Origin of the sequence: Streptomyces sp. NPDC056480 (assembly GCF_042795405.1) — a bacterium.
GTDB lineage: Bacteria > Actinomycetota > Actinomycetes > Streptomycetales > Streptomycetaceae > Streptomyces.
On record NZ_JBHTSA010000013.1, the window covers coordinates 25,140 to 38,509 of the forward strand.

General features: G+C 72.2%; 12 protein-coding genes. 3 read left to right on the forward strand and 9 right to left on the reverse strand.

Going from position 1 to position 13,370, the window contains the following annotated elements; translation table 11 throughout:
• Window positions 1-4 precede the first annotated feature (4 nt).
• Window positions 5-1,231 (forward strand): cation:proton antiporter, encoded by a 1,227-nt coding sequence (locus ACFQ79_RS08920; RefSeq protein WP_383580464.1) that lies wholly within the window; start codon window positions 5-7, stop codon window positions 1,229-1,231.
• A gap of 45 nt (window positions 1,232-1,276) precedes the next feature.
• On the opposite strand, the gene ACFQ79_RS08925 is transcribed toward ACFQ79_RS08920, so the two are convergent.
• The 5 genes from ACFQ79_RS08925 to ACFQ79_RS08945 all read right to left on the reverse strand — a co-directional run bounded on the left by ACFQ79_RS08925 (window position 1,277) and on the right by ACFQ79_RS08945 (window position 8,467).
• Window positions 1,277-2,251 carry an ABC transporter substrate-binding protein gene (locus ACFQ79_RS08925; RefSeq protein ID WP_383580466.1) on the reverse strand — a complete coding sequence of 325 codons (975 nt, stop codon included), beginning with the start codon at window positions 2,249-2,251 and terminating at the stop codon, window positions 1,277-1,279.
• Window position 2,252: 1 nt separating this feature from the next.
• The gene (locus ACFQ79_RS08930) at window positions 2,253-4,226 is read right to left on the reverse strand and encodes an ABC transporter permease (protein ID WP_383580468.1); all 1,974 of its coding nucleotides are present in this window, start codon (window positions 4,224-4,226) and stop codon (window positions 2,253-2,255) included.
• A gap of 142 nt (window positions 4,227-4,368) precedes the next feature.
• Window positions 4,369-5,439: a glycine betaine/L-proline ABC transporter ATP-binding protein gene (locus ACFQ79_RS08935; RefSeq protein ID WP_383580470.1), complete on the reverse strand. Its 1,071-nt coding sequence runs from the start codon at window positions 5,437-5,439 to the stop codon at window positions 4,369-4,371.
• The gene (locus ACFQ79_RS08940) at window positions 5,436-6,962 is read right to left on the reverse strand and encodes a GMC family oxidoreductase (protein WP_383580472.1); all 1,527 of its coding nucleotides are present in this window, start codon (window positions 6,960-6,962) and stop codon (window positions 5,436-5,438) included. Before ACFQ79_RS08940 ends, ACFQ79_RS08935 begins: the two co-directional genes overlap by 4 nt.
• Window positions 6,959-8,467, reverse strand: a complete 1,509-nt coding sequence (locus tag ACFQ79_RS08945) for an aldehyde dehydrogenase family protein (protein WP_383580475.1) — start codon at window positions 8,465-8,467, stop codon at window positions 6,959-6,961. The genes ACFQ79_RS08940 and ACFQ79_RS08945 overlap by 4 nt, the downstream gene beginning before the upstream one ends.
• A 265-nt stretch (window positions 8,468-8,732) precedes the next feature.
• On the opposite strand from ACFQ79_RS08945, the gene ACFQ79_RS08950 reads away from it, so the two are divergent.
• Window positions 8,733-9,074: a YkvA family protein gene (locus ACFQ79_RS08950; RefSeq protein ID WP_383580477.1), complete on the forward strand. Its 342-nt coding sequence runs from the start codon at window positions 8,733-8,735 to the stop codon at window positions 9,072-9,074.
• Window positions 9,075-9,201: 127 nt separating this feature from the next.
• On the opposite strand, the gene ACFQ79_RS08955 is transcribed toward ACFQ79_RS08950, so the two are convergent.
• Window positions 9,202-9,852: a flavodoxin family protein gene (locus tag ACFQ79_RS08955; RefSeq protein WP_383580480.1), complete on the reverse strand. Its 651-nt coding sequence runs from the start codon at window positions 9,850-9,852 to the stop codon at window positions 9,202-9,204.
• Window positions 9,853-9,922: 70 nt separating this feature from the next.
• On the opposite strand from ACFQ79_RS08955, the gene ACFQ79_RS08960 reads away from it, so the two are divergent.
• Entirely contained in the window at window positions 9,923-10,291 is a 369-nt protein-coding gene (locus tag ACFQ79_RS08960) for a MerR family transcriptional regulator (protein WP_383580482.1), read from the forward strand.
• A 54-nt stretch (window positions 10,292-10,345) separates the two neighbouring features.
• Here ACFQ79_RS08960 and ACFQ79_RS08965 read toward each other — a convergent pair whose 3' ends face one another.
• The 3 genes from ACFQ79_RS08965 to ACFQ79_RS08975 all read right to left on the reverse strand — a co-directional run bounded on the left by ACFQ79_RS08965 (window position 10,346) and on the right by ACFQ79_RS08975 (window position 13,359).
• Window positions 10,346-11,941 (reverse strand): alpha/beta hydrolase, encoded by a 1,596-nt coding sequence (locus ACFQ79_RS08965; protein ID WP_383580484.1) that lies wholly within the window; start codon window positions 11,939-11,941, stop codon window positions 10,346-10,348.
• A gap of 179 nt (window positions 11,942-12,120) precedes the next feature.
• Complete coding sequence (locus ACFQ79_RS08970) at window positions 12,121-13,131, reverse strand: Rieske 2Fe-2S domain-containing protein (protein WP_383580487.1); 1,011 nt, start codon at window positions 13,129-13,131, stop codon at window positions 12,121-12,123.
• A 3-nt stretch (window positions 13,132-13,134) separates the two neighbouring features.
• Complete coding sequence (locus ACFQ79_RS08975) at window positions 13,135-13,359, reverse strand: recombinase-like helix-turn-helix domain-containing protein (RefSeq protein ID WP_030324628.1); 225 nt, start codon at window positions 13,357-13,359, stop codon at window positions 13,135-13,137.
• Window positions 13,360-13,370: the final 11 nt, after the last annotated feature.

The following is a 13,370-nucleotide window of genomic DNA, read 5'->3' on the forward strand; positions in this document are numbered from 1 at the left end:
TGTCTTGCTTGCCGTCACCGTCATCGCGGGCATTCTGTTCACCTGGTGCGTCCTGTCGCGCCGCCTCGCGCTGTGGAGCATCACCGCACCGATCGCCATGATGGTGGCGGGCATCGCCCTCACCAGCGGCTCGGACCCGCCGCTCGTCTTCGACTTCGGCGACCTGGCCGGCTTCGAACGCGCGGTGGAGGTCGTCCTGGCCCTGCTGCTCTTCGTCGACGCGACCGAGGTTCCGGCAGGGGGCATCCGCCGGGAGAGGAGCGTCGTCGCCCGTCTCCTGGGCGGCGCGTTGCCGCTGACCCTGGGAGCGGCCTTCCTGGCCGCGCTCGCGTTCTTCCCCGACCGGCCCGGATGGGTGCTCGCGACCCTGGCGACGGTCGTCGTCCCCCTCGACCTGGCGCCCGCCGCGACCCTCGTGCGGGACGAGCGCATCCCGGCGCGGCTCAGGGAGGTGCTCAACGTCGAGGGCGGGCTCAGCGACGGGATCGTCTCACCGGTGTTCCTGATCTGCGTCGCCGCCGCGGCCGAGTACCACACGGCGGGCTCGGACTACGCCGAGGCGCTCCTCGACGCCGTCGGAGCGGCGGGCTGGGCCGTCGGAGCCGGATCGCTCGTCGGCTGGCTGGCCGGACGGCTGCTGCGCCGGTCCTGGGCGAAGGGCTGGACGCTGCCCGCCGCGGCCAGACTCGCGGTGCTGAGCGTGCCCCTCGCCGCGTACTCCCTGTCCGTCTTCCTCGGCGGCAACGGCTTCGTGGCCTCGTTCGTCGCCGGCGTCTGCGTCGCCCCGGCGATGCGGCACCTCCCCGAGGGCACCGTGCGGATGACGGACGACCTGGTCACCCTTTCGACCCTCGCCCTGTGGTTCCTCTTCGGCCAGCTGGTCAGCGACGAGTTCTGGGACGGCTTCCACCTGTCCGTCGTGCTCTACGCCGTCCTCGCCTGCACCCTGGTCCGCCTGGTGCCGGTGATGCTCGCCCTCGTGGGCACGGATCTGTCCCTGTCCGACCGGCTGTTCCTGGGGTGGATGGGGCCCAGAGGAGTGGCCTCGGTGGTCTTCGGCCTCCTCGCCGCGATCGAACTGCCCGCCGCCGGCGGCGGTGACTTCATCTCGCGGGTGATGGTGATCACCGTCATGGTCAGCATCGTGCTGCACGGTCTGAGCGCCGAGCCCCTCGGCCGCCGGTACGCCCGAGGGCGGCGCGCCTCGGCGGAACCCCGGGTCCGGGGGTGAGGCCGTGCGGCGGGCCGGTGTTCGCGTTCGGCCCGCCGCACCCGGTCAGGACGGGAGCCACGTCCGCCAGGTGGCCTCGTTCTCCTTCACCCAGCGGCCCGCCGCCTCCTGCGGCGACAGCTTCTGGTCCGCGATCATCAGGGCGACGTCGTTCTGCATGTCGGTCGTCCAGCGGAACCTCTTCAGGAAGGCGGCCGCGTCCCCTCCGCCGTCCGCGAAGCGGGCGTTGAGGAACTTCTGCAGGGGGGTGTGCGGGTACGCGCAGGCCACCTTCTCCGGGTCGGCGTCGCAGCCCTCCCTGTAGGCGGGCAGCTTCACCTCCGTCATGGGGACCTTCTCGAACAGCCACTGGGGCTTGTACCAGTAGCTCAGGAAGGGCTTCTTCTCCTTGGCGAACTGCTTGATCTGGGTGATCTGCGCCGCCTCGGAGCCCGCGAACACGACCTGGTAGTCGAGGTCCAGGCTGTCCACCAGCGCCTTGTCGTTCGTCACGTACGACGGGGAGCCGTCGAGGAGCTGGCCCTTGCCGCCGCTCTCCGCGGTGCGGAGCTCGTCGGCGTACTTGTTCAGGTTCTTCCAGTCGGTGACGTCGGGGTGCTGCTCGGCGAAGTACGTCGGCACGAACCAGCCGATGTGGCCGGTGACCCCGAGGTCGCCGCCGCGCCGGATGGTGCCCTTGTCGTCGATGTACCGCTTCTCCTGCTCCGGGTGGCCCCAGTCCTCCAGGATGGCGTCCACCCGGCCCTGGCTGAGCGCGTCCCAGGCGGGCACCTCGTCGATCTGCACGGTGTCCACCCGATAGCCGAGCTCGTGCTCCAGGAGGTACTGGGCGACGGCGACGTTGGCCTGCGCGCCCACCCACGACTGCACGGAGAGCGTGACCGTACGGGAGCCCTTCGCGTCGGCGTACGGGGAGGACTGGCGGGTCATGTCGGCGGCGCCGCAGCCCGTGAGGCCCACCGTCAGTGCGGCGGCGGTCACGAGTGCGGAGCCGCCGAGTGCGATACGTGTGCGAGCCATCTCAGGCCCCCTTTCCCGCGAGGTCACGGCGCTGCGTCGGCTGGGTGACACGGTCGAGCATCAGGCCGAGGCAGACGATCGCCGCGCCCGCGACCAGACCGGTGGCCAGGTCGCCCTGGGCGAGGCCGAAGACCGCGTCGTAGCCGAGCGCGCCGCCGCCCACGAGGCCGCCGATGACGACGACGGCGAGGACGAGCACCACACCCTGGTTGACGGCGAGCAGCAGCGCGGGCCGTGCCAGCGGCAGTTGGACCTGGAACAGCTGCTGCCGTCCGGTCGCGCCGAGCGAGCGCGAGGACTCCATGGCGGCCGGGTCCACCCCGCGTACGCCCTGGGCCGTGATCCGTACGACCGCGGGCAGCGCGTAGACCACGGCGGCGGCGACCGCCGGGGCGCGGCCCACGCCGAAGAGGGCGACGACGGGAATCAGGTACACGAACTGCGGCATCGTCTGGAAGACGTCGAGCACCGGGCGCAGCGCGCGTCCGAGGCGCGTGCTGCGGGCCGCGGCGACACCGAGCGCGACACCGAGCACCAGCGTCACGGCGACGGCGGCGAGGACCTGCGACAGGGTGTCGAGCGCCGGGGCCCAGACGCCCAGCACACCGATCGCCGCCATCGCGAGGACGGCGGTCACGGCCGTGCGCCAGGTGCCGATGACGAGGGCGAGGGCGCCCACGGTCAGCAGGACCGACCACCAGGGCAGCCACTGCAGGCCGTCGCGCAGGGGGTTGAGGACCCAGGTGGTGAACCGGCCCGCCCAGTCGGCGGTGCCTCCGACGACGGGCACTCCTGAGTAGAGGTGGGCGGTCATCCAGTCGACGGCCGTGTTCACGGGCTCGGCCATGTCGACCGTCCACGCGGCCGGCCAGGTGAGGCGGTCGGTCAGGCGGCCCGCGGCGGCGACGACGGCGGTCGCCACGAGGGCGACGGCCCAGCCGAGCCGGGCCCGGCCGGCCGGGGCCGCGCCGATCCGCTCGCCGGCCGCGGCGGTGACCCGGTCCAGGACGATCGCGAGCAGCACGATCGGCACGCCGGCGGCCAGGGCGGCACCGACGTCGACGGAGGCAAGGGCCTGGTAGACGCGGTCGCCGAGACCGCCCGCGCCGATGACGGACGCGATGACGGCCATGCCGAGCGCCATCATGATCGACTGGTTGACGCCGAGCAGGAGCTCCTTGCGGGCCAGCGGCAGCCGGGCGGTCAGCAGTCGCTGCCTGCCGGTGGCGCCGAGCGACGCGGCGGCCTCCATCACGCCGGCGTCAGCGCCGCGCAGCCCGAGGGCGGTGAGCCGGGCCATGGGCGGGGCGGCGTAGACGACGGTCGCGAGGACGGCCGCGGGTACGCCGATGCCGAAGACGAGGACGACGGGCAGGAGGTACGCGAAGGCGGGCAGGACCTGCATGGTGTCGAGCACCGGCCGCAGGATCCTGTCCATCCGGTCGGACAGGCCGGCGGCCAGGCCGAGGAGACCGCCGAGCAGGACGGACGCGGCGACGGCGACGACCATCAGGGCGAGTGTCTGCATGGTGGGCACCCACATGCCGAGCAGTCCGCAGGCCCCGAAGGCGGCGACGGAGGTCAGCGCGAGGCGGGGGCCCGCGACCCGCCAGGCCAGCAGTCCGGCGCCCGCGGTGACGCCGGCCCAGCCGAGGGCGAGCAGCAGCAGGTACACCGCGCGGACGGACACGACCACGACGTTGCTGACGTGTCCGAGGAAGTAGAGGAACAGCGGGTGGCCGTCTCGGTTGTCGATGATCCAGTCGCTGGTGCGCTCCAGCGGCCCGGACAGATCGACGGCGAGTGACGAGGGCCAGCTTCCGCCGCCCAGGAGTACGGCTCCGAGGACGAGCGCGAGGGCCGCGCCGGCGCCGATCAGCCGGCCGCGGTGGCGCGCGAGCGTGCGCAGCGCACCGGGCGCGGCGTCGGAGGGGGTCGTGGGGCGGGGCGGGGCGGGGGTGACGGTGGCGGTCATCGGCCCCACCGCCCGAGGGCGTCGGAGGCGGTCGCGGAGAATCGCGGCGCCCGGTTCACGGCGTCGGCTGCGGCGCGCCGCGGCGCCCGGTTCGGTGCGCCGGTCGTGCCGCCCGGCGGCGGCCAGGTCGTATGGGCGTACATCAGGCCACCGCCTTCCGCGTCGTGGCCGGGACCCCGGCGACGACACCGAGGAGTCCCGCGTGGTCGACCACGCCGAGGCAGCGGCCGTTCTCGACGACCCGCGCGTTGACGCCCGTACGGGCGACTGCCTCGATGGCCTCGTGAACGGTGGCGCTCGGCGCGAGCGCGGGGCCGGCCTCGTGCTCGTCGGCGAGCGCGGGGCGCATCGCCGAGCGGACGGTCAGCACCTGCTCGCGCGGCACGTCCCGGACGAAGTCCCTGACGTAGTCGTCGGCGGGGGTGCCCACGATCTCCTCCGGGGTGCCGAGCTGCACGATCCGGCCGTCGCGCATCAGCGCGATGCGGTCGCCGAGCTTCAGCGCCTCGCTCAGGTCGTGGGTGATGAAGACCATCGTGCGGCCCTCCTCGCGGTGCAGGCGGACGACCTCCTCCTGCATGTCCCGGCGGATGAGCGGGTCGAGTGCGCTGAACGGCTCGTCGAACAGGAGGACTTCGGGGTCCACGGCGAGTGCGCGGGCCAGTCCGACCCGCTGCTGCTGGCCGCCGGACAGCTGGCTCGGCCTGCGGTGCTCCATGCCCTCCAGGCCGACCTTGGTGACGAACTCGGCGGCGTGCTCGCGCCGTTCGGCGCGTCCCATGCCCTGGATCTCCAGCCCGTACGCGACGTTGTCGAGCACCGTCCGGTGCGGGAGCAGACCGAAGTGCTGGAAGACCATGGCCGCCCGGTGCCGGCGCAGCGCGCGGAGCCGGCCGGTGTCCATGGACAGCACGTCCTCGCCGTCGATGGAGATGCTGCCCGAGGTCGGTTCGATGAGCCGGGTGAGGCAGCGGACGAGCGTCGACTTGCCGGAGCCCGAGAGGCCCATGACGACGAAGACCTCGCCCTTGCGGACGTCGAAGGAGACGTCGCGGACGGCGGCGGTGCAGCCGGTGCGCTCGCGCAGCTCCGTGGCGTCGAGCGAGGCGAGCTCCTGGTCCGCGGGCACGCGGTCGGCCTTCGGACCGAAGACCTTCCACAGCTCGCGTACGGAGAAGACGGGTGCGGCGGTGTCCTGCGTCGGTTCGTTCATCGTCGGGTGCCTCCCAGCAGGTCCACGCACTTCTCGCCGACCATGAGGACGCCGATCATCGGGTTGACGGCGGTCATGGTCGGGAAGACGGACGCGTCGGCGATCCGGATGCCGTCGAGGCCCCGGATCCTCAGATCGGGTGCGACGACGGCGAGTTCGTCGTCCGCGGAGCCCATCCGGCAGGTGCCGGCCGGGTGGTAGACGGTGTGGGCGACATGACGGGCGTAGGCGCTGAGCTCCTCGTCGGAGGTGACCTCGGGGCCCGGACAGACCTCGCGCTTCAGCCATCCGGCCAGTGGTTCGCTCGCCGCGATCTCCCGTGCGATGCGGATCCCGTCGACGAGCGTCCGGCCGTCGTAGTCGTCCTCGTCGGTGAAGTACCGGAAGTCGAGGGCGGGTTTGACCTCGGGGTCGGCGCTCGTGAGGTAGAGCCGGCCGCGGCTGCGCGGCTTGGGGATGTTCGGGGTCATGGACACGCCGTGCGGGGGCCGTTCGTAGCCGATCCGCTCGGGGTTGTCGGTGAAGGGGATCTGGTAGAAGTGGAACATCAGGTCCGGCCCCTCGGACTCCGGGTCGCGGCGGACGAAGAGCCCGGCGTCGGAGTCCATCGCGGAGTTCTCCGGGATCGGGCCGTGCGTCTCCCACACGATGACCGACTCGGGGTGGTCGAGGAGGTTCTCCCCCACACCGGGCAGGTCGTGGACGACGGGGATGCCGAGCTTCTCCAGGTCCGCCCGCGGTCCGATGCCGGAGTGCAGCAGCAGGCGCGGGGTGTCCACGGCCCCGGCGCACACCAGGACCTCGCGCCGGGCACGTACGACGTGCTCCTCGCCCTCCTTGGTGCGGATGTGCACGCCGGTGGCGCGGGTGCCCTCGAGTTCGAGGCGGAACGCCCAGGTCTCCAGGGCGATGTGCAGGTTCGGCCGGTCCAGGAACGGATGCAGATAGGCGACCGAGGCGGAGGACCGCTTGTTGTTCTCGGGGTGGTAGGCGAGGTCGAAGAAGCCCACGCCCTCGTGGAAGGGCTGCCGGTTGAAGCCCTCGACGCGCGGCACGCCGAGCGCGGTCTGCGCCGCGTCGACGAAGTCCCGGGCTATCGCGTTCCGGTCGGCCTCGTCGACGGGGACGATGTTGTTGCGCAGCCGGGCGAAGTACGGATCCATCGCCGCCGCGTCCCAGCCCTCCGCGCCGGCCTCGGCCCACTCGTCCCAGTCGGAGGGCAGGGGCTTGAAGGCGATGAGGGTGTTGTGCGAGGAGCAGCCGCCGAGGACCCGCGCGCGGCTGTGGCGGATGTACGAGTTGCCGCGCGGCTGTTCGGTGGTGGGGTAGTCGTAGTCCAGCTCGCCGCCGAGCAGGCCCATCCAGCGGCGGAGGGTGAGGACGTCGTCGCGGCCGACGTCGCTGGGGCCGCCCTCGATGACGGCGACGGTGACGTCCGGGTTCTCGGTCAGCCGGGAGGCGATCACCGAACCGGCGGTGCCGCCGCCGACGACGACGTAGTCGTACAGGTGCTGGTCGTTCATGCCTGGTCCTTCGCCGTCGCGCCCGCGAACCAGCGCACGGGGCGCGGAGCGAGGTTCTGGTAGATGTGCTTGGCCTCGCGGTACTCGGCGAGACCGCTGGGGCCCAGTTCGCGGCCGATGCCGGACTTGCCGAAGCCGCCCCATTCCGCCTGGGGCAGGTAGGGGTGGAAGTCGTTGATCCAGACGGTGCCGTGGCGCAGTCGGGCCGCGACCCGCCGGGCGCGGTCCGCGTCGGAGGTCCACACCGCTCCGGCGAGGCCGTACTCGGTGTCGTTGGCGAGGGCGACGGCCTCCTCCTCGGTGCGGAAGGTCTCGACGGTGAGGACGGGGCCGAAGATCTCCTCGCGGACGACGCGCATGCGGCGGTGGCACCGGTCGAGGACGGTGGGCCGGTAGAAGTAGCCGGGACCGGCGGGGCGCTCGCCGCCCGCGCGCAGCACCGCTCCCTCGCCGAGTGCGGAGGCCACGTACTCCTCGGTCCTCGCCACCTGGGCGGCGGAGACCAGCGGGCCGCACTCGACGCCCTCGTCGGTGCCGCGGCCGAGCCGGATCAGTTCGGCCCGGCGTGCGAGCTCGGCGACGAAGCGCTTGCGCAGGGGCTCCTCGACGATGAGGCGGGAGCCGGCGGAGCAGACCTGGCCGCTGTGGATGAAGGCGGCGTTGAGCGCCTGGTCGACGGCGGTGTCGAAGCCCTCGGGTGTCGCGCAGGCGTCGGCGAACACGACGTTGGGGTTCTTGCCGCCCAGTTCGAGGGCGACCTTCTTCACACTGTCGGCGGCGGCCTTGGCGACCTTCGTGCCGCTGACGAGACCGCCGGTGAACGAGACCAGGTCGACGTCGGGGTGCTCGGCGAGCCGGGCGCCGACGGTGTGGCCGGGGCCGGTGACGATGTTGGCCGCGCCGAGCGGCAGTCCGGCCTCCAGGAGCAGTTCGACCAGCACGACGGTGCTCAGCGGGGTGATCTCGCTGGGCTTGATCACGAACGTGTTGCCGGCGGCGAGGGCCGGTGCGATCTTCCAGCTGGCCTGGAGCAGCGGGTAGTTCCAGGGCGTGATCAGGGCGCACACCCCGACGGGCTCGTGCACGACGACGCTGCGGATGTCGGCCGAACCGGCGTCGACGACCCGTCCGCCGTCCTCCTTCTCGACGAGGTCGGCGAAGTAGCGGAAGGCGTCGCGGACGCAGTCGACGTCGACGCGGCCCTCCTCGAGGGTCTTGCCCGCGTCCTGGCTCTCCAGGGCTCCGATCCGCTCGCGGTCGCGCTCGAGCAGGTCGGCGACCCGCCGCAGCAGGGCGGCCCGCTCGGCGACCGGTGTACGCGGCCAGGAGCCGTCGTCGAACGCGGCTCGTGCCGCGGCCACGGCGTCGTCGGTGTCCAGGACACCACCCTCCGCCACGACCGCGAAGGCGGTCTCGTCGACGGGGTCGATGATCTCGCGCGTGGCCCCGGTCAGGGCCGTGCGCCACTCTCCGCCCACATGGATGGTCTGTTGTGCTGCCGTCACGTCGCGTATGGCCTTTCGTTCCTCTGAGTCCCCCTGCCGGTGTCACCGGCGGTTCGGCCGCCTGCCCTGGCTTCTCGAATCCATGCGCAATGCGTTGCGGAGAGTGTTCTGAGTCACGCTTCAAGGGGGTCTAAACGGGGCATACCGCAGGTTGGCCGGTGCGCCGGACGACCTGGCCGATGACGCCGGGCACCCGGCCCGACGTCGTACCCTGACAACCTGCGCACATCGGCGCGGCTGGAGCTCGCGGAGGAAGGAGAGCGGCGTGGACGGCAGTCTCTGGCTCGTCGTGGCCCTGGTACTTCTGCTCGCGGTCGCGGGATGCGCGGCCGTTCTGCTCTTCCGGGTCCTCCGGACCCGCCGGCTGCTCGTGGACGCCGGTGTCCCGCTGCAGTCGAAGGCCCTGTTCTGGGCGGCGGTGGTCTACACGGTCTCGCCGGTCGACCTGATCCCGGACCCCGTCTACCTGGACGACATCGGCGTCCTCCTGATCGCCCTGCGGGCACTGCACGCGGCGGTCGCCAGGAGCGGGGCGGCCCCCGAGGGCCTGCCCACGGGCCCGGATGCCCCGCTCAGCGGTCCGAGCAAGGTGCCGCCGCGCCGCTGAGGGCAGCGCTGAGGCGCCTGACCTGGGCTTCCGCCCGCCAGACGCCTCTCTGCCGACGCGTTCGTCACACAGCGCAACCACCGTGTCCGGGTGCGTCAGCCCCCTCCGTTCCTTCGCCTCCGCGTGGTCAGGCCGTCGCGCCGGCGGTCTCGGCCGCTCGCTCCTCCTGCTCCGCCCGCTTCTCCTGCGGGAACAGCGCCAGGGGGGTCTCCCCCTCGAAGTACGTCTTCGCCCTGATCAGCGCGCGCTCGTCGCCGCGCACCTGGCCCGGGCGGGAGCCGTTGCCGAGGAGGACTCCGCCGAAGCGCATCCGCAGGTACGCCGCCGTGTTGTTGAGCGTGGTGGACATGCCGTCGGCGACGGCCTCGTCCTCGTCCGCCATGGCCGCCACCGCCCAGAGGGTCCGTCCCGCCATCCGCTTCTTGAAGTCGAGGCCGGGGACGCCGAGCCAGCCCGACCAGTAGTCGAGATAGCGCTTCGTCTGGGCGGAGAGGGTGTACCAGTACAACGGGGAGGCGATCACGATGTCGGTGGCCTCCAGAGTGGCCTCCCGGAGTGTCCTCTCGGCCTCCGAGACGGGCCAGTCGCCCTCCTCGTGGCGTCCGTCCTGGAAGTCCGGCAACGGCAGACTGTTCAGGTCGATCCATCGCTGCGGGATGTCGGCGGGCAGCGCTTCGGCGGCGGCCCTGGCGAGTATCCCGGTGTTGCCGTCGGCTCGCGAGCTGCCGAGCACGAACAGGAAGGAGCGGTCCGCGGGACGCGGGGAATGATTCGTCATGGCTCGACGCTAACCGTTGACACTGATGTCAAGGTCAAACGATCCGGACGGGGCGGAAGGCGGGGCACGCATGCTGATCGGGGAGTTGTCCCGGCGTACCGGGGTGAGCACCCGGCTGCTGCGCTACTACGAGGCGCAGGGGCTGCTGGAGGCACGGCGCGGCCCGAACGGCTACCGCGCGTACGACGAGGACGCGGTGACCGCGGTCCGCAAGGTCCGCGCCCTGCTCGCCGCCGGGCTGCCCACCGAGGTGATCCGGGTCGTGCTGCCGTGCACCGGCGAGGACGGGGCGGGCTTCGACTGGTGCGCCGACATCCGGGAGCTGATGCTCCGTGAACTGGCGGCCACCGACGCCCGCATCGACGACCTCCACCGCCGCCGCAGCACCCTCGCCGGCTTTCTGGCCACGACCGCCGAGGAGCCTGCCCCGCACCGGTGACAGGGGGCCCTCGTGGCGCGAGGGCCCCCTGTCACCGGCTGTTCGCCGTGCCGGTCAGGAGCGGTGCGGCCCCGGGATGCCCGGCGGCGTCGGCAGCGGGAGGTCCAGACGGTTCTGTGCCTGGGCCGGGGTGGCCCGGCAGGTCAGGTCCGCGGCCGGCAGCCTGCCCGTCGTCAGGTAGGCGGTGGCGGTCTTGTCGGCGCAGGACTTGGAGCCGTAGACGCCGTGGCCCTGGCCGCCGAGGACGGTGACCATCCGGGAGCCCTTCATGGTCCGGCGCAGCCCCTGTCCGCTGACCAGCGGCGTCTGGGAGTCCCATTCGTTCTGGAGGATGAGCGCTCCGACGGAGTTGTTCACCTTCGTGGCGGGCTCGGACCCGTTCTTCCAGAACGCGCACGGCTTGATGTTCGACGCGAAGTCGCCGTAGAGCGGGTACCGGGCCTTGTCGCGGATCGCGTCGCGGCGGTACTGCTCCGGGTCGCGCGGCCACGCGCGGGTGTCGGCGCACGCCACGGCCCAGAAGGCCGCGTCCGAGTTGTCCGAGGGCACGGCGCGGGCGAACGACGGCGGCACGTGCCGGGGCGCGGTGCTCCGCCTCGACGGCGCCGGGGCGGGGGTCCCCTCGGCCGCCTTCTTGAGCTCGACGAGCGCCTCGGCGGCGCCCTTGACGTCGAAGAACACGGCCCGGCCCGCGCGGATGTCGTCGCCGGTCAGGAGGGTGCCCTGGATGTCGATCGGTTCGCGGTCCGCCCGGGCGACCAGGTCCCAGAAGGTCTTCCCGACCGCGGCCGGGGTGTCACCGAGCCCGTAGGTGGTGTGCCGCTCGGCGGTCCACTCGGTCCAGCGCTTGAACGCGGGCTCCGCGCCCTCCGCCCACACCTGGATCATGCCGCGCCATATGCGCTGCGGGTCGACCGCGCTGTCCAGCACGAACCGGTCGGTCCGCTTCGGGAACATCTGCGTGTAGACGGCGCCCAGGTAGGTGCCGTAGGAGTACCCCAGGTACGAGATCCTCTTCTCGCCGAGCACGGCACGGATGACGTCCATGTCCCGCGCGGTGTTGCGGGTGGTCAGGTGGGGCAGGACGTCCCCGCCCCTCGCACGGCACTTCTCGGCGACGGTCCGCGCCCACCGGACGTCCTTCTCGAACGTCGCGGCCTTGTACGGGCGCTGCCAGTTCAGCTCCTCCTCGTTCAGGCCGCAGCTCACGGGCGAGCTCTGGCCGACGCCCCGGGGGTCGAAGCCGATGAGGTCGTACTGCTCCTTCACCGCGGTGGGCAGCTCCGGCGCCAACCACAGCGGCATGTCCAGGCCGGGGCCGCCGGGACCACCGGGGTTGAGCAGCAGGACGCCGCGCCGCTTCTGGGGGCTGGTCGCCTTGACCCGGGACACGACGACATCGAGCTTCCTGCCGCCCGGCCGGGTGTAGTCGAGCGGGACCTTGAGGGTCGCGCACTGGTGGTTCGCCGGTCCCTGGGCCTCGCAGCGCTTCCAGCGCGGGGTCTGCTGGGTGTACTGCTTCAGGGGATCGGCGGTGACCGTCCGCCGGGTGACCGGTTCGGCCGCGGAGGCGACGGCGGGCGTGAGAGCGGGCACGAGGGCCGCGACCGCGCTGATGGCCACGAGGGGCGCTATGCGTGTGCTTCGCACAGAGTCAGATCCTTGCGGGAGGTGGATGAGGCGTCTCATGCACCTTTGCGCAACGGGCAGTTGTGCGAAATCCCTCCCCCGGCCATCCCCGCGTCCGACCACAGGAGGACCGCGCCCCGGGGAATGGTTCCCGAGGCGGAGAACGCGACCCGCGGTTTTCGCGTCCGGCCTCCGCGCCGTCAGGCCCTCGACTGTGCCTCGGCCTCCGCGCGGTACAGGCGGCGGAGCCGTACCACTCCCAGGTCGTGCTGGTACAGGTTCTCCCGCTGGTCGGCGTCGGCGGGCATGGCCTCCAGCATCACCCGGTCCTGCTCCAGGACCTCCCAGTGGCGCTGCTCGATCAGCGTCCTGTACAGGAAGCGCCAGGTCGCACGCTGCCAGTCAGCCACCCGGCGGTAGCGCCAGAAGAAGACGCCGGAGCGCCGCTCGTCGACGGGGCAGACCATGCCCACGATCCCGAACGGTCCGCCCGGGCCTGCGGACGGCGGGTACGGAATGGACAGGTCGACCCAGTCGACGCCGGTGCGGCACAGCTCGACCCAGTCGAAGTTGACGCCCCGCTGGTCGGTCTTCTCGAAGAAGTAGCCGCGGTCGGTCTCGCGGATGCGGAACTTGGCGGTCGTGTCGCCGGCGAACATCGTGTGCGACTCGTGGTGGAGGAAGGCGCCGTGCATGGGGTCGAGCAGGTTCTCCACGGCGTACCGCCAGGGCACGTCCCACTCGGCGTAGCAGAGGAACGCGTCGACGGCGGGGTCAGCCAGCGGGTCGGGGAGGGTCAGTCCGGCCGGCTCGGGGTGTTCCTCGTCGCCGAACCAGGCGAGGATCGCGCCGCCGACCTCGCGTACGGGCAGCGAGGTGACCAGCTTCTTTCCCTCCAGGGTGCAGCCGGGCAGACCCGGCACGGAGGTGACCGTGCCGTCGGTGCCGACCTCGACGCCGTGGTACCAGCAGGCGACCCGGTCGCCGAGGTGCCTGCCCAGCGACAGGGGTGCTCCGCGGTGCGGGCACCGGTCGGCGAGCATCGAGAGCGCTCCGTCGGAGCGCCGGAAGAGCAGCCACTGCTCGCCGAGCGCGGTCACCTTGCGCATGGCTCCGGGGGCGACGAAGCGCGAGGGGACGACGGGGTGCCACTGGTTGCGGAGACCGGTGGCGTAGATGCGGTCCGCGGCTGCGGTGGACGACAGCGTCATTCGTCAGGCTCCCAGTCGGTTCATCTCGGCACGGAAGGACTCCTCGGTCCACGGCGTGCCGTCGGCGGTGTGCACCTTGCGGGCGTTGAGTCCGCGGACCACGTCGGTGAGTTCGTGGCCCTCGTGGGTGAAGACCTCTTCGAGGGTGGCGGCGAGCTTGTACTCGTAGGGCGTGGGCTCGTGCGTACGGGACTGGTGGACGTCCAGGTACGGCCAGGTGTCGGTCACGGTCTCTCCTG

Excerpts from the sequence above, each read along its gene's own strand:
- ACFQ79_RS08940 (WP_383580472.1), bottom strand. The coding sequence starts at position 6,962 with ATGAACGACCAGCACCTGTACGACTACGTCGTCGTCGGCGGCGGCACC.
- ACFQ79_RS08925 (WP_383580466.1), bottom strand. The coding sequence starts at position 2,251 with ATGGCTCGCACACGTATCGCACTCGGCGGCTCCGCACTCGTGACCGCC.
- ACFQ79_RS08970 (WP_383580487.1), bottom strand. The coding sequence starts at position 13,131 with ATGACGCTGTCGTCCACCGCAGCCGCGGACCGCATCTACGCCACCGGT.
- ACFQ79_RS08930 (WP_383580468.1), bottom strand. The coding sequence starts at position 4,226 with ATGACCGCCACCGTCACCCCCGCCCCGCCCCGCCCCACGACCCCCTCC.
- ACFQ79_RS08955 (WP_383580480.1), bottom strand. The coding sequence starts at position 9,852 with ATGACGAATCATTCCCCGCGTCCCGCGGACCGCTCCTTCCTGTTCGTG.
- ACFQ79_RS08960 (WP_383580482.1), top strand. The coding sequence starts at position 9,923 with ATGCTGATCGGGGAGTTGTCCCGGCGTACCGGGGTGAGCACCCGGCTG.
- ACFQ79_RS08935 (WP_383580470.1), bottom strand. The coding sequence starts at position 5,439 with ATGAACGAACCGACGCAGGACACCGCCGCACCCGTCTTCTCCGTACGC.